Raw genomic sequence first — 26,128 nt, forward strand, 5'->3', positions numbered from 1 at the left:
TCAAGGACGTGCGCGAGAAAATGGCTGACCTGGCGCGCATGGAGGCCGTGCTGTCTGAGTTGGTGTGCGCCTGCCATGCGCGAAGGGGGAACGTTTCCTGCCCGCTGATCGCGTCACTACAGGGTGGGGCAAGCTTGGCAGGTTCGGCTATGCCTTAGCGTGCTTTATTTTCCGTTTTCTGAGACGACCCCTGGTGGATCGAGGTGCACGGCAAAGGCGGCAAGACGCGCCTGGTGCCCGCCACCGATGAACTGATCGCGGAGCTGGCGCGCTATCGGCGCATCTGCGGCCTGCCGCCGTCACCGCAGATCGGCGAAACACGCCCTTTGCTGCTGCCCGTGATCGGCCCGGAAAAGCCGTTATCGCGCGCGGCGATTCACCTGATCGTCAAGGAGGTGTTCAAGCTCGCGGCCGACCGCGTGCGTGCACAGGGTCCCGAGTTTGGCGCGCAGGCTGACGTGCTCGCCAGCGCATCGTCCCACTGGCTGCGCCACACGGCCGGCTCGCACATGTCCGACCAACAGGTGGACCTGCGCTTCGTGCGTGACAACTTCGGCCATGCGTCGCTCGCCACGACGAGTGTCTACCTCCACGCGGAAGATGACGCACGCCACCAGGCAACGCAAGCCAGCCACCGGCTTGGCTGGAACTGAGCGTACCCAATTCTCGATGGCATGCTCCACGCGCGGCGGCTGCCGGCATCACCCACGAAAACGGGCAAATCGCCATGGCAGCCAGCGCATCGAAGGCGCCACCATGAGCTGGCCAACGAAGCGTGGCGACGCCTTCTACGTTGGCTTTCGGGCCGAATGGCTCGGCTAGTCGGCTGGGCTCAGGTGTTCCAGTGGCTCCAATGATTGGCGCATCCGCTCCAGTGCCGCGAGCCAGTCGCCAAGCTCCATCAGCACCGCGTCGACTTGTTCAACCAGTGTCGGTCCATCCGTGCTGTAGGCTAGGCTCGCGTCGTTAATCACGGTATGAGCCATGCCGTGCAGGCGCAGCAGATCGTCGCGCAACCCGTCCGGCGCGCATCGTGCTCGAATCCCATCGAGCAACTCCACCGCATGCAGAATGGTGCGGGTATCGAACGACTGCCGGAGCCCCTGCAATGCTTCGCTGTCGACATCCCCGTAGGGGGTCTTGGTCTCAGGCATGGCGAGCCCTGCGGACAGCGCGGGCGGGTCCCGCGAACAACCCATCGCGAATCCAGGCCTCCGGTACGCGCTCTAGGTGCAGCTTGTAGTCACCAAAGCGCTTGATGTTGTGGGTCAGATAAGGACTCAGGAATTCGATGTCGGCGACGTTCACTTTGATGCCCTCGCTGACCATCGTGCGTAGGGCCTGCATCAGGTCTGCGGTGTTCTGGAGGATCACGGCCGAGGCGATCAGGTCGTTGTAGCGCAGGCGTTTCTGCTGCTCCTCGGGCTCGTTTTCCGCGATCACGTCACCACCGAACGAGAACCACTTCGCAAAGCCGTTGTACGACTCGATCTTGTTGGTGGTGGCGGTCACTTCCTGGCGCAGCTCGCGACTGCCGACCCATTCGAGCAGGTACACGGTGCGCACGACGTTGCCCAGTTCTCGCGCGGCCAGGTAGAGGCGGTTCTTGCGGCTCTCCGAGCCCAATCTGCGCAGCAGCAGCGGCGAAGAGATGGTGCCGGCCTGGATCGACAGCGCCACCTGCATCAGGTCCTGCCAGTGAAAAGCGATCAGATCCCAGTCGACCACCGCCGAGAACAACGAATCGATGTGCTTGTATTTGACGCCGGCATCGGGCTTGTACAGATCCAGTTCCTTCCAGTTGCGAATGCGGGGCATCAGATTGATGCCAAGCAAGTGGGTGAAAGCGAAGACCGCCGCCGACTGCCCCTGCGTGTCGGCGTGCACGGTGTCGGCCTCGACGCTCAGGTTGGCCTTGAGCAGCCCTTCGATGACATAGATGGCTTCCCACACACCAGGCGGGATGAAGTGCCGAAACACCGCGATGTAATTGTCGGCCACATGCCGGTAAGCCACGGCGCCCATCTTGTGGTAACGAAAATGATAGCCGGCCAGCAGATTGTTGTCGTAGAAGTCGTATTGGGTACCGTCGGCGGCCACCGTTTTGCCGTCGCCCCAGTGTTTAGGCAAATCCAGGCGCAGGTACAGCTCGATCAGCTCGCGCTGCGCGGTCTCCAGCTTCTCCAGGCTCATGTGCCGCCGGTTGACTAACGACATCATATGGGGGGTGACGCGATCGCCCATATGGCGCGCAGCTTGAGTGGGTCCGAGATTGCAACCCATCGCGAAGATCGTCAGCAGATAGCGTTCGGCGGCGTTGCGGATCTTAGGATCGTTGCCGGAGAGCGGCCCGAAGTGCCGGGTGAACTGGGTCCAGTGCTCGATATTGGCCAGCACGTCGAGCAGGTTGCGCGTCGGCATGCGGCGGATCAGCGCCTGCTGCAAGGCAACGGCCGAGGGCGGAGTTTCGCGCGCAGCGGTGCGCTTGAGTAAGGGTTCGCCGTCAGCGCTGATGGTGACGTGCTGGCGCTTGTCCGGAAAACTTTTGTCCAGCGTCTGCGCGGCGTCGGCCAGCCACTGCTTGAGGTGCGCGACGAACTCCTGCGCGTTGGCCGGCAGATCCAGCTTGGCGCAGTACTCTGGCAAGCGCCGCTCGCACTCGCGCCACGGCAACAGGTGGCCCCGGTAGTCGGCAAAGGCGTCTGACCCCACCACGCACAGATCACCCGAGCGCAACTCGTTGACCATGTGGGACAGCACGCACAACTCCAAGTAGCGCCGGTTGGTGGGCGGACCCTCGTGGTGCGCTCGCCGGACCAGCTTGCGCCAGCGCTCGGAGGCAAAACTGAGATCGACTTCAGCAGCGATCCACTCCCGGTGCAGTGATTCGTTTTCCAGCGCGACCTCCAGCCCGGCTAACAACGTGCGTGATTGGCTGGTCGACTCCCACTCCAACACGCGGGCGAGGCGCAACATCACCGAACGGTGGGCGCGGAAGTGCCGCCACAACAGCGGCAGATAGTTGTTGCCGCTGAAAGCCCGCACTTCGGCGCAGCGCTCGCGCAGGGGCTCCAGGTCGCCATTGGGAGCCAACAGCTTGCGCACCTGCGCGCCGATTCGGGCATCGTCACCGCCATCGGCGACGATATCGACGACACCGTCCAGCACGGTGACAAGGCCTTCGAGCTTGGCGCGCTGGCGAGACTGGATGTATTCCAGTTCGTCCTGGGCCCGCTTGTGGATCGCGCCCATACGCCGGATAAACATTTCGGCGAGATCGTCGCGACTGCGCACGCGCATGTGAGCAAGCAAGGCCACGATCAACGTATAGCGCTTCTCAGGCAGCGTTTCCTTGAGGTTGGCTGCGTCCAGGCCCATGGCCTGGTTGGCCAGCGAACGTAGCTTGGTGGCAGGCACGCCTTCCAGGACGCCGGATAGGTCGCCAAAAGAATCCAACCACTCCAGATGCTCGATCAGCAGGTTCAGGTGTTTGCGCGAGGGCCGCCGGGCATGTCGCTTGATGTTGTTGTAGGCGGTCTGCCGGTTGGCGAATTCGCGCGTGAGAAGCTTGTCCAGGCGCTGCCGATCCTCTTCAGAGAGCCGGCGTGCGACCCGCCTGAACATTGCGTTTTGGGTGCGGGCATGGATTTGCTCGACGATGGTGTCGAGCGTTGAGAACGCAGGCAGTTCAACCTGCTGCAAGATCAGCGCATCAATAGTCGCGTTGATAATGTCCACCGGCTGATCCATCGTCTCGGCCGCTTCACGTGCAGCGCGGATGGTGACCTCATTGGCGTCGGTGCCAATGTAGGGTTGCACGCCGAGGAATTGCCGCACGACGACGTAATGCCGGAACAGCGTGGGAGAGACTTTGCGGTCGTAACCGAACGGCGTATCGGGGTCCAACCCCGCGCAAACTCGCACGTGATCGACTACGGCGGTGGGAATCGCATCAAGATAGGGGAAATAGTGCAGTTGCTGGAAGATCTTGAGCAGCACCAAGAGACCTAGGCGCGGACTCTGGCCGCGGGTCGAGCGGGTTGCCCAGTCCAACTCCTCAGCGGTCGGCGTGTAGCAGGCCTGCAGCTCTTTCGTGGAGAAGACCTTTGGGAAACGCGGGTAGGCAGTGCGCTCGACGGTGGCCATACAGGGATCTCCACAATCGCTGAAGGGCCGGCCAGTCTAGCCGACGGCAAAGGCGGAAATCCAGAGGCTCTTTATAACCAAGAGGCATGCATGCAAACTTCTACATAACTGGCGGGCTTATGATAGCGAATTGGCCTTATCTTGGCATGACCCCGTTTTGAGCCGCCGGTACAGCGTCCGCTCGCTCATGCCGAGATGTGCCGCCAGTTCGCTGCGCGTGCCGCGGAATTCGGCGGCGATGTTCGCAAGCGCCGCTGTCGACAAGTGACGAACCGCACTTGGCGTCAACGGGAACGGCGCCGGTGGAATGACGGCTATTTGGGCGCCGAACCCTTCCGGAAGGTGTTCGGGCCGGATGACGCCGTCATCGGTGAGAATGCTTGCTCGCTCGATCACGTTGCGCAGTTCACGGATATTGCCTGGCCATGGGTACGCTCTCATGAGCGCCAACGCCTCATCTGACAGAATCATCTTGCGAGAGACGTCCGGCCTGCCGGACGCCACGCGTTGCAAGATCGAGTCTGCAAGGATCGGCAAATCGTCGAGGCGCTCGCGTACCGGAGGCAAGTGGACCGGAAATGCGCTGATCCGGAAGTAGAGGTCGGCACGAAATGTGCCCTCCTCGATCATCTCCCGCAGCGGCTTGTGCGTCGCTGCGACGAGGCGAAAGTCGGCACGCTGTGTTTCCGTGCTTCCGACGCGCCGGAAGGTCCCCGTCTCAATGAGACGCAACAGCTTGACCTGGATCGCCAGCGGCACGTCCCCTATCTCGTCGAGAAACAGCGTCCCGCCCTGTGCCGTCTCGACCAGCCCATGCTTTCGCCCCGTGGCTCCCGTGAACGCGCCCTTCTCAAAGCCGAACAGCTCGCTCTCGAAAAGCGTCTCCGTAATTCCCGAACAGTCCACGATGACGAATGGCCCGTGAGCACGAGCACTGGCTTCATGCAGCGCGTGCGCGAAGAGTTCCTTGCCCGTTCCCGACTCGCCCAGCAACAGCACCGGGAGCATGGACGGGGCGACACGCTGTAGCGACAACATCGCTTCGTTGAACGCTTGCGATCGTCCGACCAGCCCGTCGGCGCTCGGTCGCGCAGAGGCGCCCCGAACCGTGGCGAGTCGCTCGACATAGGCCACGATCTGCGCATCCCGATCGAAAATGGGCCGCAGTTCGACGTCAACATGCTCCGGTCCCCGCGGCGTATGGTGAATGTGCAGAACGCGGTCAGCCCCTTGTGTCTCTGTCGCGCGCTTCATGGGGCAGTGCTCGCCGGCCTGATCGCAAGGCACTTCGTAATGGTGGGACACCTGGTAGCACTTGCGCCCGACATGCGCCTGGCCTTGCACGCCGTACTGACGCTGGTAAGCCCGGTTGGCCGCCAGAATCTCGTATTGCGGATTGAGCACGATGGCCGGCTGACGATCGTACTCGAGATACGACACCAGCGCGGCAACGTCTAGCGCGCTGTCCGGCGTGGACGATGTCGAGGCCGGCGACGATGACGAGGCTGGCGAGACTGGCGACGATGGCGACGATGGCGACGATGGCGACGATGGCGAATGGATCGAATTCATGGCAGTGGCGCTCCTTGCCGCAAGTGTACTCGCTGACTGCCATCACTGCCACATCTGCCATATCTGCCAATTGGCAGTCATTGCCAGTGGAGAAACCCATCGTCACGCTCGAAAGCGCCCTCTGAAACGAGAATAAAACCTATTAAAATCATCCGATTAGTAAGACATCGAACGCCAATGGATGATTTGGCACGAGTTATGCATGGATTCGTCTCACACAGATAGAAGATCGTGAGGAGATGGCAGCATGGACACTCGATTCGCCGTTGAGGGATTTTTTGACCCCGCGACCTGGACCGTCAGTTACCTTTTGATGGACACCGTCTCGCGGGACTGCGCACTGATTGACACCGTACTCGACTACGATCCGAAGTCTGGACGTACGAAGACCGATACGGCAGACCGGCTGGCGGAGCGCGTCGAATCGTTGGGCGCCCGAGTGCAGTGGATTCTGGAAACGCACGTCCATGCCGATCACCTCAGCGCCGCCCCTTATCTCAAGGCGCGACTCGGCGGTCAGGTTGCCATCGGGGCGGAAGTGACGCGCGTTCAGCACGTATTCGGCGATCTGTTCAATGTCGAGGCGGAGTTCCGCCGCGATGGCTCGCAGTTCGACCGGCTCTTCGTCGACGGCGACACTTTTCAGGTGGGCGGCGTCAATGTGCGCGTCATGCATACGCCCGGACACACCCCGGCGTGCGTGACGTATGTCGTGGATGACGGCAATCGCCAAGTCGCATTTGTTGGCGACACGCTGTTCATGCCCGATTACGGCACCGCACGATGCGATTTCCCCGGCGGCGACGCCTCCACCCTCTACCGGTCAATTCAGCGTGTGCTCTCGTTGCCGCCGGACACCCGCCTGTATATGTGCCATGACTATCAGCCTGGCGGCCGGCCGGTGCAGTTCGAGACGACGGTTGCGCAGGAGCGCGACCACAACGTTCACGTGCATACCGGCGTCGACGAAGCAGCATTTGTCGCGATGCGCCATGCGCGGGACGCCACGCTGGACATGCCCGTGCTGATCCTGCCTTCTGTGCAAGTCAACATGCGCGCCGGTCATCTTCCGCCCCCTGAGAGCAACGGCAAGTCCTACATCAAGATACCTGTCAATGCGCTTTAACCGAGCCCATCAGAACATTACGGATCAGCCATGAACATCAAACAGCTCTCGGATTCATTCAGCGTATCCCCGCAGGTGCTGGTCACGGACATTCCTGCCGTGGCCGAAATGGGCTTTCGCACGATCATTTGCAATCGTCCCGATGGAGAAGGACCGGATCAGCCGACCTTCGTTGAGCTCGCGGATATTGCGCAACGGCATGGGATCCAGGTCCACTACCTGCCGGTCGCGTCGGGTCAGGTCAGCGACGCGGACGTCAGCGCGTTCGGCGAGTGTCTGCAAAACGCGCCCCAACCCGTGCTCGCCTACTGCCGCACAGGCACGCGCTCGGCCACGCTCTGGGCACTCTCGGGTCTCTCCGGCCTGTCCGTCGTCGACCTGCTTGCCAAGGGCAAATCGGCCGGTCTGGACCTGAGCGGCCTGCTGCGCCGAATGGCAGGCCCGCAAACGGGGCCGGACGAACACCACGATATCGTGATCGTTGGCGCCGGTTCCGCCGGCATCGCAACGGCAGCGAGCCTGCTTGCGCGCGCGCCGGATCTGGACATCGCGATCATCGATGCGGCAGACGTCCACTATTACCAACCGGGATGGACCATGGTCGGCGCGGGCGTGTTTCAGCCGGAGACGACCGCACGGCCGATGCAAACCGTGCTGCCGAAACAGGTGAAATGGATCAAGGCGGCCGTCGCGGGTTTCGAGCCCGCAGGCAATGCCGTGATCCTCGAAGGTTGTCGCGCCGTCAAATATCGCCAGCTCATCGTTTGCCCGGGCCTGAAGCTCGACTGGAACGCCATCGAAGGATTGCCGCAAACGCTGGGGCGCAACGGCGTCACCTCAAATTATCGCTACGACCTCGCGCCCTACACCTGGGAACTGGTTCAAGGGCTCAAACGTGGTAAGGCGCTGTTCACCCAGCCCCCCATGCCCATCAAGTGCGCGGGCGCCCCCCAGAAGGCCATGTATCTCTCGTGCGATCACTGGCGCCGGATGGGCGTGCTCGATCAAATCGACGTCCAGTTCTTCAACGCAGGCGCAGTCCTGTTCGGCGTTGCCGATTACGTGCCCGCGTTGATGCAGTATGTGGAGCGCTACGGGATCGATTTGAATTTCGGCTTTAATCTGAGCGCCATCGACGGCAATGCGAAGACGGCGACGTTCACGCGTACGCTCGCAGACGGCGTCAAGGAGACGGTCGCGACCGATTTCGACATGATCCACGTCGTGCCGCCGCAGCGAGCCCCGGATTTCATTCGGGCCAGTTCGCTGTCGGACAGCGCGGGGTGGCTGGACGTCGATCAGGCGACCTTGCGGCACAAGACGCACGGGAACATTTTCGGCCTGGGAGACGCGACGAACACACCCAATGCCAAAACCGCTGCGGCGGCCCGCAAGCAAGCGCCCGTCGTTGCCCACAACGTGCTGGCAGCCCTTGGTCTCGCCAAAGGCGTTGCCAGCTATGACGGTTACGGCTCCTGTCCCCTCACCGTGGAGCGCGGGAAGATCGTCCTTGCGGAGTTTCTATACGGTGGGAAGGTCGCGCCAACGTTCCCTTCCTGGCTGGTCGACGGCACACAGCCATCGCGCCTTGCCTGGCTCCTCAAGGAGCGCGTCCTTCCGCCGCTCTATTGGCGCGGAATGCTCAAGGGGCATGAATGGCTGGCCCATCCCCAGATGGCCGATTGATCGAGGACCTTACCGGTAGCACGGTCGACAACGCACAATGATCCTCTCTCTTTTTCTTGGCGCAATGGTCGGGGCAATACTTGGCCTCACGGGCGCCGGCGGCGGCATTCTGGCCGTTCCCGCCCTTGTCTTTGGCATGAACTGGCCGATGCAGCAAGCAACGCCTGTGGCCTTGATCGCGGTGGCGGGAAGCGCCGCGATTGGCGCGCTCGAGGCGTTCCGCAAACGGTTGGTGCGGTATCGGGCAGCGCTTTTCATGGCCGCAGCAGGCGTGCCGACGACGGTCGTCGGCGCGTTTCTCGCCCGGTCGCTGCCGCAACGGCTCTTGCTCGGCCTGTTCGCTGCGGTCATGCTCATCGTGGCCGTCCGGCTGCTTCGGCAGACCGTGCGCGGCCGGACTGCCGCGCCCGTCCCGTCACACTTGTGCGTTGCCCGCTTGAATCCGGCCACCGGCCGCTTCGACTGGACATGGAAGACGGCGGTCGCTCTCGCTGCAACGGGCTCGCTCACGGGCCTGATGACAGGCATGCTCGGGGTGGGCGGCGGTTTCATCATCGTTCCGATGATGCGCAAGCTCACGGACGTGTCGATGCACGGAATTGTCGCGACCTCGCTGATGGTCATCGCCCTGGTGGGCAGTGGCGGGGTCGTTGCCACCACCCTGCATGGCGGCGCATTTCCGATCCAGATCGCCCTTTGGTTCACGGCGGCGACTGCGGTTGGCATGCTTGGCGGGCGTCTGGTTTCGCATCGCGTCGCGGCCCATCATGTGCAGATCGGCTTCGCCTGTACGCTGGTCTGCGTCGCAACGGGGCTGATGGCCAAGGCGGTCATTGCCTGAGGCACCATTCGGCCACGGCGCTTTCATCGCAAACGTTTGCCAGGCGCGCACCGCCAACGCGGTGCGGTCCGGTGCAGCGCGCGTCGATGGCGAGCGCCCGCCCCATTTCTCAACGACTGCGACACAAGTCGACTATTTCACCGAGACGACTTGCCCGTCTTTCGTCTGTACAGCCGGATAGGCGATTCCTGTGCCGGACGCTCGCATTGCGACGAGGCACAGGACGTGCAAGCGCCACATCCCGATGCGGCGGCCGAGACATCGCGCCACCGGCGAGGAATCGCAACGCCTCGTCGGACAAGCCAGTCCAGCAAGCGCTGCGTCACGCGACGCATCTGCTGCGGCAACATGTGCCTGGCCACGGCCAGCACGCTGGCCGCAACCACCGCACCGATAACGACGTTTTGAACAACATGAGACATCGTGCTACTCCAATAACTTAAAGCAGCCACAGCGCCAGCCGGTACGTGACGAACGACGCGGCGTAGGCGAGACCGAACATATAGCTGAACGAGATCAGTACGTAGCGCCACGATTGCGTTTCACGACGGATCACCGCCAGGGTCGACATACACTGCGGCGCGAACGCAAACCACGCCAGCAGCGAGAGCGCCGTGGCGAGCGAGACGCTTGACGATAGCGCTGCCGCGAGGCCTGCCGCGTCGTCGGCTCCGCCAGCGACCGAATAGACCGTTGCGAGCGCCGTGACCGCCGTCTCGCGTGCGGCAAATGCCGGCACCAGCGAAATGCTGATCTGCCAGTTGAAGCTGAGCGGCGCGAAAATCACTTCCAGTGCCCGCCCGATATAGCCTGCAAACGAAAAGTTGATCGCCGGCCCCGTTGCGCCGGCCGGCGGCGCAGGGAAGGTGGAAATGAACCACATGATGACGGTCAGTGCGAGGATCACGCCGCTCAGGCGCCGCACAAAGATCCAGCCTCGCTCCCAAAGCCCGAGCGCGAGATTGCGTACCTTTGGCATGCGGTAAGACGGCAGCTCCATGAGCAACGGCGGTTGCGAGCGCGCTCCGCGAAGGCGCTTGGCGACCCAGCCCACGGCCATCGCGCCCACGATCCCGCTCAGGTACATGGCAAAGAGCACCAGCCCGGGCAGCTTGAAGATGCCGAGTACGCGGCGATCCGGAATGAATGCGCCGATGAGCAGTGCATAGACCGGCAGGCGCGCCGAACAGGTCATGAGGGGCGCGACAAGAATCGTGGTGAGGCGCTGGCGCGGATCGGCAATGCTGCGCGTGCCCATGATGCCCGGGATCGCGCAGGCGAAGCTTGAGAGCAAGGGAATAAAGGAGCGTCCGGTCAGCCCCACCTTGACCATCAGCCGATCGAGCAAGAACGCGGCACGAGGTAAATAGCCAGATTCCTCCAGCACCAGGATGAAGAAAAACAACACCAGAATTTCGGGCAGAAATCCGAGTACGGTGCCCAGACCGCCGAAAATGCCATCGACAACCAGACTTCGCACGGGACCATCGGGTAGAAATGCGCTGGCCTGTGCACCGAGCCAACCGAAACCGTCGCCAATGGCGTCCGTCATCGGCTTACCGATGAAGTAGACCGCCTGAAAGATCAGGAACATGATCGCCGAGAGCACCAACATTCCGATCACCGGATGCAGCGCCAGCCGGTCCAGGCGCTCAGTGAGACTATCGGTCACGTCAGGCACGCTTACCGAAGCGCCCATGATGCGGCGTACGTCCGCGTGCAGATCCCGCTCGGCACGCACGGGCGCGAGCGGCACGGCGGAACCGTCGGCGCGCGCCCCAGCAGCGCCGGTCGCGTGGGCCATGGCGTCCAGCGTATCGATGAGCGCACGCACGCCGGTTCGCGCAATGGCGACTGTCTCGACAACGGGGATGCCCAATTCGCGCGCCAGCGCGGGGACATCGACCTGAATGCCCCGGCGACGCGCGGCGTCCGTCATGTTCAGCGCCAGCACCGTGGGGCGGCCCAGCGCGAGAATCTCAAGCACGAAACGCAAATGCAGGCGCAGATTGGTCGCATCGACCACACAGACGATCAACTCAGGCACGGACTCGCCGGCATAGAGGCCGTGAAGTACGTCATGCGTGACTTTTTCGTCCAGACTGGTGGCAGACAGACTGTAGGTGCCCGGGAGATCCAGCACGCGGATCGTTTTGCCTGCGGGCGTAACGAACGCGCCCTCTTTGCGCTCGACAGTCACACCTGCGTAGTTCGCCACCTTTTGGCGAGCGCCGGTCAACTGATTGAACAGTGCCGTTTTGCCGCAGTTCGGGTTGCCCACCAGCGCAATTCTCAAAGACGTCGCAACCATCCGATTTACCCCAACTTGACCTGAACACGCGCGGCTTCATCGCGTCTGAGCGCAAATCGGGTTGCGCCGACCTGAACGACCATCGGACTGCCGCCCCATAGGGCGAGCGCGACCACGCGCACCGGCTCGCCTGCCACGAACCCCAGTTCGCGCAGTCGATGAGCCACCGCATCGGGCTGCGTTTGATCGACGACCGAGACGACGGTCGCGGTGCTGCCCTTCTTCAACGCCGACAAGTGCATGGAAGACTCATAACGAGAACGATAATTATTCGTAGTGTACGTAGAGTCTGACATCTTCCCAAGCGCTGCACCTGCCATCCACACAGGTTCCGGTGCCCGGGGAATCCCGCAAAATCAATCCCAACGGGGAATTCAGGCCGCGTGACGTGCAAACGCCTGCGTCCAAATGCCGCATCCGTTTCCGCCAAGTCGGTGCGCTGGGTAATGCACCGGTCGCACGGAACAGCGCGTCGCGAACCGGGTATTCGGTCGGGTTCGGCGTCTGCCGATCGGATCGACAGGACCGTTTCCAACGCGTTCTCGCTGACTTCTCGCTGACGGGAAGCACACGTGCGAACATTGCGTTCGATTATCGAATCCGTCTCCAACGTGATACGATCCCGGCGAAATTCCGGCTTCGGCGATTCTGTCTGACGAGACTTCCGTCTTTCCCTATGCTCACCCGTTCACGCAAACGCTTCAGCGCATGGCTTGGCTTGACCGCCATGTGCCTTGCGCTTTGCGTTCCCGTCGTGAGTCAGTGGTTGGCAGCACACCGGGACAGTGTTTCTCAGATCGACGCGACGTTGTGCACCGTCGCCGGATTGACGCAATCGCTTGTGCCAACCGTCGCGTCGAGCGATTCGCGCGCGACCTCGCACCATTCGCAAGTGGCCGATCATGGCGATGCGTGCGGCTACTGTTCGCTGCTTGCGAATCATCCGCCGCTAGTGACGCCGCCACACGCGAGCGCTGTCGCATTCGTCTGGATCGCTCGGGCCGGCCCCGCCGCAGTCGCCACCGTTCAGACACGTTCTCTCGCCTACACACCGCCCGTCCGGGCACCGCCGTTCGTCTCCTGATACTCATTCGCGTCTGTTAAGCCATTGCGTTGCGATGGCCTGCCGGTTGTCATGCGCTCCCGCCTCGCACGCAGGATCGCGCGGGTCGATGGTGTTCACGAAAGCGATCGCACAGGTCGACGTCATCGACGCGAAATTCACCGACAAGCCGACGGCACGCCCGCAAGTCGGTAGTGGCGCGGACAACCTGCGCCACACGCGCTACTTCGTTTATCACCCATGCGCTGGCAGGACCTTCTTTATCGAAGGCAAGTTCGCTATCCGGGTGTTGCGACCAGGAGATTACGAATCATGGAAATACCTTACACACCTGCGCGCGAGACGCCATCGGCGCATGCCGCCGGCCGTTACCGCACGCTTTGGCGCTGGCATTTCTACGCCGGCTTGTTCGTCATGCCGTGGCTCATGGTGCTCGCCGTGACCGGGACGATCTACGTGTTTCAACCGCAGATCGAACCGTGGCTGTATCACGATCGCATGGTGATTGAAGCCTCGGACGCGCCGCGTCTGCCGCAGCAAATGCTCATGGAACGCGCAGGGGCGTCGTTGCCGCCAGGCGCGACGATCAGTTCGGTCGAGGTCAAGCGAGATCCGCAACGAAGCGCAGAGTTCATCTTCCGGCTCCCGGGCGGAGAGCGCGAGAGCGTGTACGTCAACCCCTACTCGGGCGACGTGTTGGGCACGCTCAGCGTCGAGCATCGATTGATGCAGCAGGTTCGTCAGTTGCATCGCGCACTCATGCTCGGCAAGCCGGGCGAGCTGCTCATGGAACTGGCGGGCTGCTGGACGCTGGTCATGCTCGCCACGGGCGTCGCACTTTGGTGGCCGCGCGGCCGCACGACGTGGGCGGGCGCGCTCAAACCGCGTCTGCAACTACGGGGCCGGCTACTATTGAGAAATCTGCATGGTGTCGCCGGCCTCTGGCTGGCGGCGGGCGGGCTCGCCTTCGTGCTCACGGGCCTGCCCTGGTCAGGTTCTTGGGGCAAGCAGTTCAAGGCCATCGCCACCCAGGCGGGCATGGGCTACCCAGCCGGCGCGTGGGGCGAAGCCCCGGTTCGCTCGCGCGTGCCCATGACCATGGACGACCTGCCGATTGCGCAAACACCTTGGGCCGTGGGCGATACCACCGTGCCAACGTCCACGACATTGCCGCACGCCTTGCACGGGGCTGGTGGTATGGAGGATATGGACGGCATGAAAGGCATGGAGGGCATGTCGCAAGCCGGTGTTTCGCACGTCGCCGGGGCACATGCGGGACATACCGGCGCAAGTGCAAAAGGCATGACGATCGCTCAGTTGCGCGCAGAAGGCGCGCTGTCCGTCGACCGCGTGATCGATATTGCGGCACGCCACGGGGTAAAGCGCGGCTACAGTCTGGTCGTGCCTTCTCGCCCCGAAGGTGTCTATACCGTCTCCTACTTCCCCGCCGATCCGCGCGACGAACGCACGCTGCACATCGACCAGTACAGCGGCGAGGTGCTGCGCGACATCGACTACGACGCCTATGGCCGCGTGGCCCAGGCGATCTCGTATGGAACGTCTCTGCACATGGGCCGATATTTCGGCGTGGCGAATCAGTGGCTATGCGCCTTGATCTCCATGGGCCTCTTCGCGATGGCGGCGACGGGGGCCGCGATGTGGTGGATTCGCCGCCCGTCGCGCAAACTCGGCGCGCCGGCACGCTTTCCGACGCGCGTTCCCATGCGCGGCTGGATCGTCACGATGGTCGCACTCGGGTGCGTGTTCCCCTTGATGGGGGGCACGATGCTCATCGTCTGGGCGCTCGACCGGGTGTTGTTCAAGGATTGACGTCCCGGCAATGATTGGCGGACGTGTCGGATACCGGACGGACAAGCGATGCGCCGCAGCGCATGATGAATTCCGTAACCGTCGCACCACGTCATGCGTGCGTTACGTCGAGTCGCGAGACAACCCTCGGCGTCGCACGCGCGAGTTCGGCGTCCGCCCCCCTTTTCTGGATACGATCATGAAACGCCACAAACAGTTGAGCAAACGTATGATTGCCCTTCACCTGATCATTCGGGAGGCACGACAGACTCAGTTCAGGCGGGTGCGCCGTCTCTATTGGACGGCCGTGCACGTCTGGGAGCAGGAAGGTGGCCGAGCGCCGCAGTAACGCGCGGCCGCGGGCAACGCGAATTTGACATTCCCATGCAGGTGGAGAAGAATTTACCTGTTGAGCACCGCCCCTCGATGGGGCAGAGACTCCGCTGGAGAACCCTGCCAGGCGGCGTCTCGCTCAATCGTGACAACGACGTCGATTCAATCGACCTACTCACTGCGCAGCGACCCAGCGCGCGTGTCCGATCTCAGGGCATGAAGGGGAAAAGAGATGATTGCGCAACCGAATAAAGGCGCCAATCATCTGCTGGCGGTCCTCCCGGACGCCGAATGGGGACGAATCGCACCCACGTTGACTTTGGTCGAAATGCCCCTTGGCAAGGTGATCTACGAGTCCGGCGATCAGTTGGATCACGTGTATTTCCCCACGACTGCAATCGTTTCCTTGCTCTATGTGATGGAAGACGGCTCGTCCGCCGAAATTGCGATTGTCGGCAAGGAGGGTGTGGTTGGCATTGCGTTGTTCATGGGCGGGGAAACAACGCCTAGCCGGGCAATCGTGCAAAGCGCCGGTTACGCCTATCGGTTGGGCGCGCAGGTGCTCAAAGCGGAGTTCAAGCGTGCCGGACCCGTGCAACGATTGCTATTGCGCTATACACAGGCATTGATTACGCAAATGGCGCAAACGGCAGTCTGCAATCGCCACCATTCGATTGACCAGCAATTGTGTCGATGGCTGTTGCTGAGTCTGGATCGCCTGCCGTCCAATGAACTGCGGATGACACAGGAATTGATCGCCAACATGTTGGGGGTACGCCGGTCCGGGGTCACAGAAGCCGCGTTGAAACTTCAAACGGCGGGACTCATCCGTTACAGCCACGGGCATATCGAAGTGCTGGACCGGTCGGGGCTCGAAAAGCGCGTCTGTGAATGCTATGGCGTAGTGAAGCGGGAGTTCGACCGATTGCTTCCCGATTTACAAGCCATTTGAAACCTTCATCCCCGAATGCTCGGGGATGAACTGCACCGCAACGCGAGACATGAATCGCATGGCTTTTTCGCCTCACCTGTCACGCCGCTGACTGTCATCGTGCTCGTAACCGTCATGACCATCATGACCGCCACGCCCATCGTGACCATCGTGACCATAACCGCCCTGGTTGTACCCACCTTGGTTGTACCCACCGCGATCGTACCCGGGCCCAGGTCCCCACCAACATCCGCCCAACGCCAGAACAAGCAGCATCGACAACAAACCTCGAATCGATTTCATTGCAATCCCCCTGCTGGGCAAACGTGACCCTCCGGTTCGCCCGGAGCACGTCGCCCGTGGATGACTCGACATCAAACGCTCGCCTCTCCGATTGGCCTATCGATCGCGAGTGAGATCCTCCCCGATTTCGCCGGCCTTCACTGACGTTGCTTCATCGCCCTTTTCTCGTGGTGTGTCGCGTTGTCTGGGCGCGACGCCCCAGAACTTTCCTGCAATACCGGCAAGCTTGTCTTCCAACTCCCGGATGCGATCTCTAATTTGGTCCTGGGTCATCACCGTCTCCCTGCGATTCATGTTGACGCTCGTGGCCGTCTTGCTGGCACCACTTGCAACAGCACTTTGCGCTTTTGCACCGGCGGGCGTCCGTCCGGTATCGCACAGGCCGGTCAAGAAAGTGTCTGCCGTTTGCGCGATAGCCATGACGACGCGTCGATCCGGAGCAATGTGGCGTGTGCCCCCGGTACGGCGCGCCGCTACGGATTGGTACGCTGTCGTACCGCGTCGGCATTGGCCCAGGTGTAACGTGATGGCGGTAATACAAACCGTCCATTCTTCATGCCCGAGGCGAATCGGCATTGACCGAGCGTGTCCCAGGCGTGATCGACTCACTGGGAGATCGATATGAAACATCAAAACCTGTTGCGATTATGCACAGCGATCGGGCTTGCACTGATGGCCAGCGCCGTCGTCTCGGCGGAATCTGCGCTACCCCCGACGCAACAATCGGGGTCGGTGACTTACCTCTCGGGCGGCATCGGACTGGAGCAATCGCTGGCCATCAAGAGCGAGATGCGCAACTATCCGCTCGTGCTCACTTTTGTCGGCAGAACAGCGAATAACGGCAACGAATACCTCTCCGACATCCCCGTGACAATTGCCGACCGTCGGGGACGCCTGCTTCTGGACGCAAGCTCCGACGGTCCGTTCTTGCTCGCGTCGCTCCCCAATGGCCGTTACACCGTTACCGCGAGCTACCAAGGCGTTACACAAAAGCATGTCGTCAACGTTTCGAGTCGCGGCCACGCGCGCCAGACATTTGTCTGGTCCCGCTGACGTCCCGCTGACGTCCCGACTGCGCCCACCCAAATTCCTCCGTCGAGGGTCCATGAAAGCCACTCAGAAATTGCAGGCACTTGGGCAGAGTCTCTGGCTCGACAACATCACAAGAGAAATGCTCAAGGACGGTACGCTGGCCCGATATCGCGACGAGTACAACGTTACCGGTTTGACCTCGAATCCAAGCATTTTTCTTAAGTCGATTCGTGAGACGACCGCATACGACAGCGATATCGCGACGCCCGCCGATTCATCTCGCTCCGACGAAGCGCTGTTCTTTTCGTTGGCGATCCAAGACCTCACCGAGGCTGCCGAGCTATTCAGTGAGGTGCACCAAAGCAGCCGGGGCATCGATGGATGGGTGTCGCTCGAAGTCTCGCCGTGGCTCGCTGACGACGCCGTGGGTACCGTCGCGGCGGCCAGGCACCTCCATGCGTTGGCCGGTTGTCCCAACCTTTTCATCAAGATTCCCGGCACGGCGAACGGTGTCGCCGCCATCGAGGAAGCGATCTTTGCCGGCGTACCGGTCAACGTCACGCTGCTCTTCTCGCGGGAGCAATACATCGCGGCGGCGAACGCCTATTGGCGAGGGCTGGCGCGCAGGCGCGAGGCGGGACTCGATTTGAACATCGCCTGCGTGGCGTCGATCTTCGTGAGCCGCTGGGACACGGCCGTCGCCGACGAGGTGCCGTTCGGTTTGCGCAATCGACTCGGCGTGGCCGTTGCCAAGCAAACGTACGGCGCCTATCGGCAACGCATGTCGCACCCGATGTGGCTGGAATTGTCCGAGGCTGGAGCGCAACCGCAACGGCTGTTATGGGCCAGTACCGGCGTCAAGAGCCACGAGCTGTCGCCGGGCTATTACGTTGAAGCGCTCGCTGCTGCGGACACGATCAACACGATGCCGGAAGCGACGCTGCTCGCATTTGCGGAACGAGGTGCATTGATCAGCGTTCTGCTCGCCGACGGCGGCAATGCCGAGCCGGTTCTCGCCGATTTTGCCCACGCGGGCATCGACGTTGCGGCGCTGGCTGCGCGTCTCCAGCGCGAAGGGGTAGCATCGTTTCGCCAGGCGTGGGATGAACTGATGCAGATCGTCGCCGCCAAGCGTATGCCCTCCACCGATTCGCCATCTCCCCCGCACTGACGGCTTCGCGCTAACTGCTTCGGGCTGACTGTCTTGGGCTAACTGTTTCGGGCTAACTTCTGCGAACCCTGCGGCGCTGGCGGGCGAGTCTGCGCCACCGGGGCCTGGATAGCTCTCCATCGTTTGGTGCGTCACCGGACAGACCTCGCTTCCCCGGCGTGTCACGATGACAGTGGAAACCTGCCCGCCATCGAGCTTTCGCGCGCGGGGCATGCCGGGACAGGCGTTTGCCGACCGATATTTACGCGTTTGCCGATTCCGGCATGAGGGGATTCAAATGAAAATCGCACATGTAACAGTTTTGAGTATGGTGATGGTGGCCGCGCTTCTGAGCGGATGCGCCGGAATGTCCCGACGAGGCACCGATACGGCGGTAGGCGCTGGCGTCGGCGGCGTGGCGGGTGCCGTGCTCACCGGCGGTAGTGCGGTGGGCACCGTCGGCGGCGCCGTGGGGGGGGGCGTCGTGGGCAATCATATCGGTAAGTAAGCTCGACGCCAAAGGGCTTTGCCGTTACGAACAAAAGGCTCGCCAACGGCGAGCCTTTTGTTCACTCCGGGTTCGGCACACACGCGCAAGACCTCACGCGCGGTGAGCGCAGGTCAGTCGCGCCTCATGACTCGCGGCGGCGTTCGCCCGCAAGCCTGAGACGCCTGGTATCGTCCCACGACGCATACGCTACGCCGGTCAGGAACAATAGTGTCGTGCAGAGGGCTACGATCCAACTGAGCATTGTCGACTCCTGCGTCATGCCGCCGCTTCGGGCGGCATGAACGTAACCCTACCTTTACTTCTTAAGGTCGTGGCGGGCATCGCCAAGCACGGACTGGACCTTGCCGACATTTTTCTTGACCTTGCCGTCAACTTCCATGCCCTTGTCGCCGATGACTTTACCGGTGACCTCTTTGATTTTGCCTGCGGCTTCCTTGACCCGGCCTTTCACTTGATCTTTGTTCATGATATTTGGCATTCTCGTCGGATGAAACATTGAGTGCCCTGACATCAGGGCTCCGGATGTCGCGCACTTGCGTGACGACGTGGCTGATGCGCCGATTGATCGCTTCGAGCTTGAATTGCGTGGCACGCTTCATATGCGTCCCATCAGGAGCAAAACGATCCCGACAACCAGCAGCAATCCCAGCACGCTGCTCGGTGCGTATCCCCAACCCGTGTTGTATGACCAGGCCGGGAACGCGCCTACCAGTAAAAGCGCTAACACAATCAGTACTACGGTTCCAATAGACATGGTTTGCTCCCCGTGTCGGCTGGGCGGAGGTTTCTCCACCCTCCCATTCAATTTAATCGCTCACAGAAAGAACGTCGGTCCGGTGCCGTACGGAGCCAGTGGGCGCGCATGCTTCGTTCGAGGATCACAGGGTCGGCGGGCGCAGCGACAGGTCGAGGTCGTCGTTTTTTGTTCGGTAGAGGACGGAAGTGCCGGTCAAACGCTCGTAGCATTCAACCATTGCGATACGGTGCGGTACCGTGCCTATGGTGCGATATGGCGCGATATGGCGCGGCTGCATCGATGTCGCTCGCACCACCGAATTCCCGTCACCCCTCGACCCTAGGGAGCAAACCATGCAACTCGGCGTGATTGGATTGGGACGCATGGGGGCCGATCTCGTGCGCCGCCTGGAACGGCACGGCCATCAATGCGTCGTCCACGATATCCTGCCGGCCGCGATCGAGGCGCTTGAGCAGGAGGGCGCGGTCGGCGCCAGCTCGATCGACGCGATGATGTCACGGTTGAAAGCGCCCAGAATCCTTTGGCTGATGTTGCCGGCCGCGGCCGTTGAAGCGGCACTCGGCGACCTCAAGCCGCGGCTTTCGCCCGGCGATATCGTCATTGACGGCGGCAACTCCTACTACCGCGACGACGTGCGGCGCAGTGTCGAATTGAGCGCCATGGGCGTCCATTTCATCGATGTCGGCACCAGTGGCGGCACGGCGGGTCTGGAACGCGGCTATTGCCTGATGATCGGTGGCGAAGAGGATGTCGTGGTGTACCTCGCACCGATCTTCTCGGCCCTGTCTACAGGGGCAAACGGCGCGTCGGAAGTCCAGGCCGGCGACACGTCGAGGGCGATCGGACATGCGGCAGACGTTGAAGGCTCGACCGCCGAGTTCGGGTATCTGTATTGCGGGCTTCACGGTGCCGGCCATTTCGTGAAGATGATCCACAACGGCATCGAGTACGGGATGATGGCGGCGTATGTGGAAGGCCTGAACATCCTGAAGGAAGCGAACATCGGCACACACCGCCACGACGCCGACGCCGACGCCGAAAGTACCCCGCTGCGGCATCCTGAGTACTATCAATACACATTTCCGCTTGCCGAGATCGCCGAAGTCTGGCGGCATGGCAGTGTGATCGAGTCCTGGCTGCTGGGACGGATCGCCGATGCGCTGCACGCCGATCCCACGCTGGCGGCGTTTGCCGGACGTGTCTCGGATTCGGGCGAGGGTCGCTGGTCGGTTCAGGCCGCGATCGACGAAGCGGTGCCGGTGCCCGTACTCAGCGCCGCGCTCTATGCGCGGTTCAGCTCCCGTGGACAGGCCGGCTTTGCGGATCAGTTGCTGTCGGCCATGCGCCACGAATTCGGCGGCCACGCGGAAGTGGCCGCACCGGTATCCCACCCCCCTCAAGCCGCCGTGCACGCGATCGACAAAGGCGAGCGGCACAGGCCGTTTCCCGACGGCGCCAACGATGACCGCGCAACCTGATGTCGTTGCCCTGCCCGATCTCGCGAATTCCCGAACAGGGCGCATAGCGATTCACCGTCGCACGATTCGATGGAGCCAATAGCGATGCTGCAAGCAGATCTCGATCAGTTGTGCATCAATACCCTGCGCACCCTGTCGATCGACGCCGTGCAAAAGGCGCAATCGGGACACCCCGGCACGCCAATGGGCGCGGCGCCCACACTGTATTGCCTGTGGCAACGGTTCTTGCGCTACGACCCGGCGCATCCGCATTGGCCGAATCGGGACCGCTTCGTGCTGTCCAACGGACATGCCTGCGCGTTGTTGTACAGCCTGTTGCACGTTTGCGGTGTCAAGGGAGACGACCCGGCCAGCCCGTCGTGGCTGACGCCCGATGGGCTGGCCGTGACCATGGACGACCTGAAGACCTTCCGGCAGGCCGGCAGCCGGTGCACCGGTCACCCGGAGTACGGATGGACCACCGGCGTCGAGACCACGACCGGCCCACTCGGACAAGGCATTGCCAACAGTGTCGGGATGGCGATCGCTCAGCAGTGGCTGTCGGCAACCTACGACCGCCCAGGATTCTCGCTGTTCACGTATAACGTGTACGCGCTTTGCGGCGATGGGGACATGATGGAGGGCATCGGCGCCGAGGCAGCCTCACTGGCCGGTCACCTGAAGCTGTCCCATCTGTGCTGGATCTACGACGACAACCACATCACGATCGAAGGCACCACGCGTCTGGCGTTTACCGAAGACGTAGGTGCCCGTTTTGAAGCGTATGGCTGGCATGTCGAGTATGTCGGCGACGCCAACGATCTGGCGCAACTCACCGGCGCATATCAGCGTTTTGTCGATACGGACGATGCCCCTACCCTCATCATCGTGCAGAGTCATATCGGTTACGGCGCGCCCCACCGGCAGGATACGCGCGAGGCTCATGGAGAACCGCTGGGTGTGGCCGAGGTGCGCTTGGCCAAGGAATTTTATGGCTGCGACCCGGACCGGCAGTTCGACGTGCCGGATGGCGTGGTAGCGCATTGGCGCGAACATTTTGGTCGACGTGGGCGAGAGGCTTATGCCGGTTGGCTGAATCGATTCGCCGCCTATCGCGCGCAGTACCCCGATCTGGCCGAAGCACTCGACCAAATGCAGGCCCGCGAGCTGCCCGACGGGTGGGATGCTGCCCTGCCCTCGTTCACTGCAACGTCAGGGGACGTTGCCACTCGCGCGGCATCGGGACAGGTCCTCAACGCCATTGCCGCGCATGTCCCGTGGCTGTTGGGGGGGGCGGCCGATCTATCGCCGTCCACGCTCACCCGGCTCACCGGCGATCTTGCCGGCGACTTCCAGTGCGCCGATGGCCCGATGGGTGGCAACTATCGCGGCCGGAATTTTCATTTCGGCGTGCGTGAGCACGCCATGCTCGCCATTGCCAACGGCATGAGCTTGTCGTCGCTGCGGCCATTCGTCGCCAGCTTCCTGATCTTCACCGATTATTGCCGCGCCGCGCTCCGGCTGGGCGCCATGATGGAGTTGCCGCTCATCACCGTCTGGACCCACGATTCCATTAGCCTCGGGGAAGACGGGCCGACGCACCAACCGATCGAGCAACTCGCGTCCTTGCGTGCCATGCCGGGCATGATCGTGATTCGCCCGGCCGACGCCGGCGAGGTGCTCGAAGCGTGGCGCGTCGTCATGGCGCTCAAGCACTCGCCCGTCTGTCTGGTACTGACACGTCAGGCGGTGCCAGTTCTGGACCGGAACCGCTACGGGAGTGCCGCTGGCGTTGCCCGGGGCGCCTACGTTCTGATCGATGCCTGCGACGAAACGCACATTGAAGACCGCATGCCGGACGTGCTTCTGTTGGCCACGGGCAGCGAAGTGGCGTTGTGTGCCGCCGCGTACGACGTGCTGAAACACGAAGGTATTCTTGCCCGAGTGATCAGCATGCCGTCGTGGGAGTTGTTCGAAGAGCAGTCGTTGGCCTATCGCGACCGCATCCTGCCACCTTCGGTCGCGGCGCGTGTTGCCGTGGAGGAGGCATCCACCTTCGGATGGGAACGCTACGCCGGCTGCGATGGCGCCATTCTCGGCCTGCACACCTGTGGCATGTCTGCGCCACGCGAAACCCTGGCGCGTCATTTCGGCTTCGACGTGGCGCATATCGTCACGGCCGCCAAGGCGCAAATCGTGCGTCACGGCGCTATGTTCCGCCCGCCCTCCCTCCCTATCCTCCCTATCGGAAATACGTCATGAGCGATGCCCGAGCGCCTGCGTCCAGTCACGCGGCTGTCAGCCCGCTAGCCGGACATGTTCTGCCACAGGACGATCGCGTCAATGTCGCCCGCCTGGTGACGGCGTACTACTGCAACACGCCCGATCCGGGCGACGTCGCGCAACGTGTTTCGTTCGGCACCTCAGGGCATCGCGGTTCGTCGCTCCTGATGACGTTCAACGAAGCCCATATCCTGGCCATCGCACAGGCCATTTGCCGTTACCGCCAGCGGCATGGCATCGACGGTCCGATGTTCGTCGGCATCGATACGCATGCCCTGTCGGAACCGGCCTTCGCGACGGCCATGGAGGTGTTCGCCGGCAACGGCATCGACGTGATGATGGCGGCCGGTGGCGAGTACACGCCGACCCCCGCCGTGTCTCACGCCATCCTGGCATACAACCGCAGTCGCACGGCGGGCTTCGCCGATGGCGTAGTTATCACGCCTTCGCACAATCCGCCCGACAACGGCGGCATCAAGTACAACCCGCCGCACGGCGGGCCGGCAGAGTCCGAGGTCACGCAATGGATCGAAGCGCACGCCAACGACTTGCTGACCTGCGGTCTGCGCACAATGACCCGCGTCAGTTTCGAACAGGCGATGCGCGCATCGACAACGCACCGCTACGATTTTCTGAACACGTATGTGGACGACCTGCATCAGGTCATCGACATGGACTTGCTGCGTGAGGCAGGCATTCACATGGGGGTCGACCCCTTGGGGGGCGCCGGCGTGCACTACTGGCCAGCGATCGCCGAGCGCTACCACCTGAATCTCACGGTGACGCGCACGAGCGTCGATCCGACGTTCGGCTTCATGACGGCCGATTGGGACGGCCAGATTCGCATGGACCCCTCGTCGCCCTATGCGATGCAGGCGCTGATCGCACAGAAGGACCAGTTCGACATCGCATTCGCTTGCGACACCGACCATGACCGTCACGGCATCGTCACGCCGAGCGCGGGCTTGCTGCCGCCCAACCACTACTTCGCGGCGAGCGTCGACTACCTGTTCGGACATCGTCCGGCATGGCCGCATGATGCCGCGATCGGCAAAACGGTGGTGGGCAGCCAATTGATCGATCGACTGGCCTCGAAGCTCGGACGACGGCTCTACGAGGTGCCCGTCGGATTCAAGTGGTTCGCGTCCGGCCTGCTCGACGGTTCGTTGGCTGTCGCCGGGGAGGAAAGCGCAGGCAGCAGTTTCCTGAGGCGCGACGGCACTGTCTGGACCACCGACAAGGACGGCCTGATCCCCGCATTGTTGGCTGCCGAGATGACGGCGCGTACCGGACGCGACCCCGGCGAGCTATATCGGGCACTGACGGACGCGTTGGGCGCACCGGTCGAAGCGCGGCGCGAAGCCAGCGCGACGCCTGAGCAAAAGGTGGCGCTGGCCCGGCTTGGTGCCGACAAAGTACGCTCGAAGCGACTTGCCGGAGAGCCGATCAACGCGATTCTGACCCAGGCACCCGGCAACGACGCTCCGATCGGCGGCCTGAAAGTGATTGCCGATCATGGCTGGTTCGCCGCGCGCCCATCAGGTACCGAGAGCATCTACAAGCTATATGGCGAGAGCTTTTGGGGCGACCGTCACTTGCAGCAACTGATGACACAAGCCCAATCGATTGTCGACGAGGCGCTGCGCGACGCTGCGTCATCTGACGACGACGGGTCGGCGCCACTTGTTCGGCCTCCACTCAGTGACTCAGTCGCGCGCTATCGAAACTGAAGCGGCAGAAAGAGGCTGATGCCTGGCGATACCGGAGGTGCGTACACGACCGGTGGCGGGCCATACACATATTCGCCAGAACGATACCCGTCGTAACCGCGATAGTCGTTGTAGCTGTTGTAGCCGTTGTAACCTCGATAGCCGTGATAGCCGTTGTGGCCGCGTTGTGCGTCACGACGATTGCCGTGCGGCTTGTTGTGCGGATCGTGCCGCGGATCAGCGCGCATGTCATGGCGCGCGCCCTGATCGCCTGGGTACCCCGGTTGAGCGCGCAGCGCGGACGGCGCAAGCGTGCACGTGACGGCAAGCGCAAGCGCGAGTGCGCCGAGGGGCACCGTGCCCGGCGTTCGCATGGTTGAGGTTTTCATTATTGGCTCCTGTGCGCCCGGCTCTTGCGGCCCATATGATGACCCTCGTTACGGAAAATCAGGTCGGCATTGCGTTTCTGTATGTCGGACATGCTGTCGTACAGCGCCTGGAATGCTGGCGTCAGCCGTCTAATGCCCTCGGCATGCGCGTCGGCGACCTGACCGTACGAACGCAGATCGTCGGTCGCGCTCATCTGGCTCGCGCTATCGTTGCGCGCGCGCATCAGCGCCTGAATCGTGTTGGCGTTATCGCGCATGATCTGCGCGACGGGTTGCCATAACGACTCTTGCGCGGCAGTGATCTGAAGCCTCGTGTGCAAACTGGTAATGCGGGTTTCGATCGGCGTACGCGCCACCGTCCTCATGGCGTGACCAGCCCTGGGGCTGTCCGTGGCAGGCGCTGCCACGCAAGGCGTGCCAAGGGCGGTCAGACCGGCGATGGCGAATGCGGCAACAGTACGCGTGACGCTCAGTTGCGTCGGCAAGGTGGCGAATTTCATAGTGTTTCTCGGAAAGCGTGATCGGGAGACAACTCGAGCACTCAGCCCATGATCGGCCGCAACGACGCTCGATTCGTGAATCACTTATCGCGCGACGCCTGCGCAGTGTCTGTTCGGTGCCGAACCCTCCCGCGCCGATTTCCTCGCAACGCGACTGTTCGCTATCGGACAGACGCAACGCACGCGCTCCACTAGCCTCTGACTGTCCCTGCCGACGAC

At 62.4% G+C, this 26,128-nt stretch carries 24 protein-coding genes and 2 pseudogenes; 15 read left to right on the forward strand and 11 right to left on the reverse strand.

Annotated features, from left to right (window positions below; genetic code table 11):
• Together ACE3UG_RS00005 and ACE3UG_RS00010 are read left to right on the forward strand one after the other, a co-directional pair.
• Window positions 1-158 (forward strand): annotated as a pseudogene (locus tag ACE3UG_RS00005) (MerR family transcriptional regulator); the annotation flags it as partial.
• A 33-nt stretch (window positions 159-191) separates the two neighbouring features.
• A pseudogene (locus ACE3UG_RS00010) lies at window positions 192-653 on the forward strand (tyrosine-type recombinase/integrase); the annotation flags it as partial.
• 165 nt (window positions 654-818) lie between these two features.
• Here the strand turns inward: ACE3UG_RS00010 and tnpC are convergent.
• From tnpC to ACE3UG_RS00025, 3 genes are all read right to left on the reverse strand, one after another.
• Window positions 819-1,154: a Tn3 family transposase post-transcriptional regulator TnpC gene (gene tnpC, locus ACE3UG_RS00015; RefSeq protein ID WP_012430353.1), complete on the reverse strand. Its 336-nt coding sequence runs from the start codon at window positions 1,152-1,154 to the stop codon at window positions 819-821.
• Window positions 1,147-4,146 carry a Tn3 family transposase gene (locus ACE3UG_RS00020; protein WP_374618163.1) on the reverse strand — a complete coding sequence of 1,000 codons (3,000 nt, stop codon included), beginning with the start codon at window positions 4,144-4,146 and terminating at the stop codon, window positions 1,147-1,149. The genes tnpC and ACE3UG_RS00020 overlap by 8 nt, the downstream gene beginning before the upstream one ends.
• 117 nt (window positions 4,147-4,263) lie before the next feature.
• Window positions 4,264-5,589: a sigma-54 interaction domain-containing protein gene (locus ACE3UG_RS00025; protein WP_374618623.1), complete on the reverse strand. Its 1,326-nt coding sequence runs from the start codon at window positions 5,587-5,589 to the stop codon at window positions 4,264-4,266.
• Window positions 5,590-5,965: 376 nt separating this feature from the next.
• Between ACE3UG_RS00025 and ACE3UG_RS00030 the strand changes: the two genes are divergently transcribed.
• Genes ACE3UG_RS00030 through ACE3UG_RS00040 form a run of 3 tightly spaced genes read left to right on the forward strand, consistent with a single transcriptional unit; the run spans window position 5,966 to window position 9,371 of the window.
• Entirely contained in the window at window positions 5,966-6,844 is an 879-nt protein-coding gene (locus ACE3UG_RS00030) for an MBL fold metallo-hydrolase (protein ID WP_374618165.1), read from the forward strand.
• Window positions 6,845-6,874: 30 nt separating this feature from the next.
• A complete protein-coding gene (locus ACE3UG_RS00035; RefSeq protein ID WP_374618167.1) occupies window positions 6,875-8,530 on the forward strand; it encodes a TIGR01244 family sulfur transferase in 1,656 nt (551 codons plus the stop codon).
• A gap of 37 nt (window positions 8,531-8,567) precedes the next feature.
• On the forward strand, window positions 8,568-9,371 hold the full coding sequence (locus ACE3UG_RS00040) for a sulfite exporter TauE/SafE family protein (RefSeq protein ID WP_374618168.1): 804 nt from the start codon (window positions 8,568-8,570) through the stop codon (window positions 9,369-9,371).
• Window positions 9,372-9,508: 137 nt separating this feature from the next.
• Here the strand turns inward: ACE3UG_RS00040 and ACE3UG_RS00045 are convergent, their stop codons facing one another.
• From ACE3UG_RS00045 to ACE3UG_RS00055, 3 genes are read right to left on the reverse strand one after another with little or no spacing between them, the layout of a single operon-like run.
• The gene (locus tag ACE3UG_RS00045; RefSeq protein WP_374618170.1) at window positions 9,509-9,793 is read right to left on the reverse strand and encodes a DUF6587 family protein; all 285 of its coding nucleotides are present in this window, start codon (window positions 9,791-9,793) and stop codon (window positions 9,509-9,511) included.
• A gap of 17 nt (window positions 9,794-9,810) precedes the next feature.
• Window positions 9,811-11,682, reverse strand: coding sequence for a ferrous iron transporter B (locus tag ACE3UG_RS00050; RefSeq protein ID WP_374618171.1), 1,872 nt, complete (start codon window positions 11,680-11,682; stop codon window positions 9,811-9,813).
• A gap of 5 nt (window positions 11,683-11,687) precedes the next feature.
• Complete coding sequence (locus ACE3UG_RS00055; RefSeq protein ID WP_374618173.1) at window positions 11,688-11,924, reverse strand: ferrous iron transport protein A; 237 nt, start codon at window positions 11,922-11,924, stop codon at window positions 11,688-11,690.
• A 485-nt stretch (window positions 11,925-12,409) separates the two neighbouring features.
• On the opposite strand from ACE3UG_RS00055, the gene ACE3UG_RS00060 reads away from it, so the two are divergent.
• From ACE3UG_RS00060 to ACE3UG_RS00075, 4 genes are all read left to right on the forward strand, one after another.
• Complete coding sequence (locus tag ACE3UG_RS00060; protein ID WP_374618626.1) at window positions 12,410-12,766, forward strand: DUF2946 family protein; 357 nt, start codon at window positions 12,410-12,412, stop codon at window positions 12,764-12,766.
• Between the two features lie 291 nt (window positions 12,767-13,057).
• Complete coding sequence (locus tag ACE3UG_RS00065) at window positions 13,058-14,575, forward strand: PepSY-associated TM helix domain-containing protein (protein WP_374618175.1); 1,518 nt, start codon at window positions 13,058-13,060, stop codon at window positions 14,573-14,575.
• Between the two features lie 178 nt (window positions 14,576-14,753).
• On the forward strand, window positions 14,754-14,903 hold the full coding sequence (locus tag ACE3UG_RS00070; RefSeq protein WP_374618177.1) for a hypothetical protein: 150 nt from the start codon (window positions 14,754-14,756) through the stop codon (window positions 14,901-14,903).
• A 216-nt stretch (window positions 14,904-15,119) separates the two neighbouring features.
• On the forward strand, window positions 15,120-15,839 hold the full coding sequence (locus ACE3UG_RS00075) for a Crp/Fnr family transcriptional regulator (protein ID WP_374618179.1): 720 nt from the start codon (window positions 15,120-15,122) through the stop codon (window positions 15,837-15,839).
• Between the two features lie 378 nt (window positions 15,840-16,217).
• Here the strand turns inward: ACE3UG_RS00075 and ACE3UG_RS00080 are convergent, their stop codons facing one another.
• On the reverse strand, window positions 16,218-16,541 hold the full coding sequence (locus ACE3UG_RS00080; RefSeq protein ID WP_374618181.1) for a hypothetical protein: 324 nt from the start codon (window positions 16,539-16,541) through the stop codon (window positions 16,218-16,220).
• A gap of 201 nt (window positions 16,542-16,742) precedes the next feature.
• Between ACE3UG_RS00080 and ACE3UG_RS00085 the strand changes: the two genes are divergently transcribed.
• The 3 genes from ACE3UG_RS00085 (at window position 16,743) to ACE3UG_RS00095 (ending at window position 18,811) form a co-directional block, all read left to right on the forward strand.
• Window positions 16,743-17,174, forward strand: a complete 432-nt coding sequence (locus ACE3UG_RS00085; RefSeq protein ID WP_374618182.1) for a carboxypeptidase regulatory-like domain-containing protein — start codon at window positions 16,743-16,745, stop codon at window positions 17,172-17,174.
• 52 nt (window positions 17,175-17,226) lie between these two features.
• The gene (tal, locus tag ACE3UG_RS00090) at window positions 17,227-18,324 is read left to right on the forward strand and encodes a transaldolase (protein WP_374618184.1); all 1,098 of its coding nucleotides are present in this window, start codon (window positions 17,227-17,229) and stop codon (window positions 18,322-18,324) included.
• A gap of 346 nt (window positions 18,325-18,670) precedes the next feature.
• Complete coding sequence (locus ACE3UG_RS00095; RefSeq protein ID WP_374618186.1) at window positions 18,671-18,811, forward strand: glycine zipper 2TM domain-containing protein; 141 nt, start codon at window positions 18,671-18,673, stop codon at window positions 18,809-18,811.
• Between the two features lie 298 nt (window positions 18,812-19,109).
• Here the strand turns inward: ACE3UG_RS00095 and ACE3UG_RS00100 are convergent, their stop codons facing one another.
• Both ACE3UG_RS00100 and ACE3UG_RS00105 read right to left on the reverse strand, forming a co-directional pair.
• Window positions 19,110-19,280, reverse strand: a complete 171-nt coding sequence (locus tag ACE3UG_RS00100; protein ID WP_374618188.1) for a CsbD family protein — start codon at window positions 19,278-19,280, stop codon at window positions 19,110-19,112.
• A 129-nt stretch (window positions 19,281-19,409) separates the two neighbouring features.
• Window positions 19,410-19,568 carry a DUF3309 family protein gene (locus ACE3UG_RS00105; protein ID WP_374618189.1) on the reverse strand — a complete coding sequence of 53 codons (159 nt, stop codon included), beginning with the start codon at window positions 19,566-19,568 and terminating at the stop codon, window positions 19,410-19,412.
• Between the two features lie 335 nt (window positions 19,569-19,903).
• Here ACE3UG_RS00105 and gnd point away from each other — a divergent pair, with 335 nt between their 5' ends.
• From gnd to pgm, 3 genes are all read left to right on the forward strand, one after another.
• Entirely contained in the window at window positions 19,904-21,049 is a 1,146-nt protein-coding gene (gene gnd, locus ACE3UG_RS00110; protein WP_374618191.1) for a phosphogluconate dehydrogenase (NAD(+)-dependent, decarboxylating), read from the forward strand.
• A gap of 87 nt (window positions 21,050-21,136) precedes the next feature.
• On the forward strand, window positions 21,137-23,290 hold the full coding sequence (gene tkt / locus ACE3UG_RS00115; protein ID WP_374618629.1) for a transketolase: 2,154 nt from the start codon (window positions 21,137-21,139) through the stop codon (window positions 23,288-23,290).
• On the forward strand, window positions 23,287-25,041 hold the full coding sequence (pgm, locus tag ACE3UG_RS00120; protein WP_374618193.1) for a phosphoglucomutase (alpha-D-glucose-1,6-bisphosphate-dependent): 1,755 nt from the start codon (window positions 23,287-23,289) through the stop codon (window positions 25,039-25,041). The genes tkt and pgm overlap by 4 nt, the downstream gene beginning before the upstream one ends.
• On the opposite strand, the gene ACE3UG_RS00125 is transcribed toward pgm, so the two are convergent.
• Together ACE3UG_RS00125 and ACE3UG_RS00130 are read right to left on the reverse strand one after the other, a co-directional pair.
• On the reverse strand, window positions 25,029-25,409 hold the full coding sequence (locus ACE3UG_RS00125; protein WP_374618195.1) for a hypothetical protein: 381 nt from the start codon (window positions 25,407-25,409) through the stop codon (window positions 25,029-25,031). The genes pgm and ACE3UG_RS00125 overlap by 13 nt on opposite strands.
• Window positions 25,409-25,909, reverse strand: a complete 501-nt coding sequence (locus ACE3UG_RS00130; RefSeq protein WP_374618197.1) for a Spy/CpxP family protein refolding chaperone — start codon at window positions 25,907-25,909, stop codon at window positions 25,409-25,411. The genes ACE3UG_RS00125 and ACE3UG_RS00130 overlap by 1 nt, the downstream gene beginning before the upstream one ends.
• Between the last annotated feature and the right edge of the window lie 219 nt (window positions 25,910-26,128).

The organism is Pandoraea sp. (genome assembly GCF_041919235.1).
Taxonomy (GTDB): domain Bacteria; phylum Pseudomonadota; class Gammaproteobacteria; order Burkholderiales; family Burkholderiaceae; genus Pandoraea.

What these genes read in the sequence shown, in the direction of transcription:
- tnpC (WP_012430353.1), bottom strand. Translation starts at nt 1,154, where the DNA reads ATGCCTGAGACCAAGACCCCCTACGGGGATGTCGACAGCGAAGCATTG.
- ACE3UG_RS00020 (WP_374618163.1), bottom strand. Translation starts at nt 4,146, where the DNA reads ATGGCCACCGTCGAGCGCACTGCCTACCCGCGTTTCCCAAAGGTCTTC.
- ACE3UG_RS00030 (WP_374618165.1), top strand. Translation starts at nt 5,966, where the DNA reads ATGGACACTCGATTCGCCGTTGAGGGATTTTTTGACCCCGCGACCTGG.
- ACE3UG_RS00035 (WP_374618167.1), top strand. Translation starts at nt 6,875, where the DNA reads ATGAACATCAAACAGCTCTCGGATTCATTCAGCGTATCCCCGCAGGTG.
- ACE3UG_RS00040 (WP_374618168.1), top strand. Translation starts at nt 8,568, where the DNA reads ATGATCCTCTCTCTTTTTCTTGGCGCAATGGTCGGGGCAATACTTGGC.
- ACE3UG_RS00045 (WP_374618170.1), bottom strand. Translation starts at nt 9,793, where the DNA reads ATGTCTCATGTTGTTCAAAACGTCGTTATCGGTGCGGTGGTTGCGGCC.
- ACE3UG_RS00050 (WP_374618171.1), bottom strand. Translation starts at nt 11,682, where the DNA reads ATGGTTGCGACGTCTTTGAGAATTGCGCTGGTGGGCAACCCGAACTGC.
- ACE3UG_RS00055 (WP_374618173.1), bottom strand. Translation starts at nt 11,924, where the DNA reads ATGCACTTGTCGGCGTTGAAGAAGGGCAGCACCGCGACCGTCGTCTCG.
- ACE3UG_RS00060 (WP_374618626.1), top strand. Translation starts at nt 12,410, where the DNA reads ATGTGCCTTGCGCTTTGCGTTCCCGTCGTGAGTCAGTGGTTGGCAGCA.
- ACE3UG_RS00065 (WP_374618175.1), top strand. Translation starts at nt 13,058, where the DNA reads ATGGAAATACCTTACACACCTGCGCGCGAGACGCCATCGGCGCATGCC.
- ACE3UG_RS00070 (WP_374618177.1), top strand. Translation starts at nt 14,754, where the DNA reads ATGAAACGCCACAAACAGTTGAGCAAACGTATGATTGCCCTTCACCTG.
- ACE3UG_RS00075 (WP_374618179.1), top strand. Translation starts at nt 15,120, where the DNA reads ATGATTGCGCAACCGAATAAAGGCGCCAATCATCTGCTGGCGGTCCTC.
- ACE3UG_RS00080 (WP_374618181.1), bottom strand. Translation starts at nt 16,541, where the DNA reads ATGGCTATCGCGCAAACGGCAGACACTTTCTTGACCGGCCTGTGCGAT.
- ACE3UG_RS00085 (WP_374618182.1), top strand. Translation starts at nt 16,743, where the DNA reads ATGAAACATCAAAACCTGTTGCGATTATGCACAGCGATCGGGCTTGCA.
- tal (WP_374618184.1), top strand. Translation starts at nt 17,227, where the DNA reads ATGAAAGCCACTCAGAAATTGCAGGCACTTGGGCAGAGTCTCTGGCTC.
- ACE3UG_RS00095 (WP_374618186.1), top strand. Translation starts at nt 18,671, where the DNA reads ATGTCCCGACGAGGCACCGATACGGCGGTAGGCGCTGGCGTCGGCGGC.
- ACE3UG_RS00100 (WP_374618188.1), bottom strand. Translation starts at nt 19,280, where the DNA reads ATGAACAAAGATCAAGTGAAAGGCCGGGTCAAGGAAGCCGCAGGCAAA.
- ACE3UG_RS00105 (WP_374618189.1), bottom strand. Translation starts at nt 19,568, where the DNA reads ATGTCTATTGGAACCGTAGTACTGATTGTGTTAGCGCTTTTACTGGTA.
- gnd (WP_374618191.1), top strand. Translation starts at nt 19,904, where the DNA reads ATGCAACTCGGCGTGATTGGATTGGGACGCATGGGGGCCGATCTCGTG.
- pgm (WP_374618193.1), top strand. Translation starts at nt 23,287, where the DNA reads ATGAGCGATGCCCGAGCGCCTGCGTCCAGTCACGCGGCTGTCAGCCCG.
- ACE3UG_RS00125 (WP_374618195.1), bottom strand. Translation starts at nt 25,409, where the DNA reads ATGAAAACCTCAACCATGCGAACGCCGGGCACGGTGCCCCTCGGCGCA.
- ACE3UG_RS00130 (WP_374618197.1), bottom strand. Translation starts at nt 25,909, where the DNA reads ATGAAATTCGCCACCTTGCCGACGCAACTGAGCGTCACGCGTACTGTT.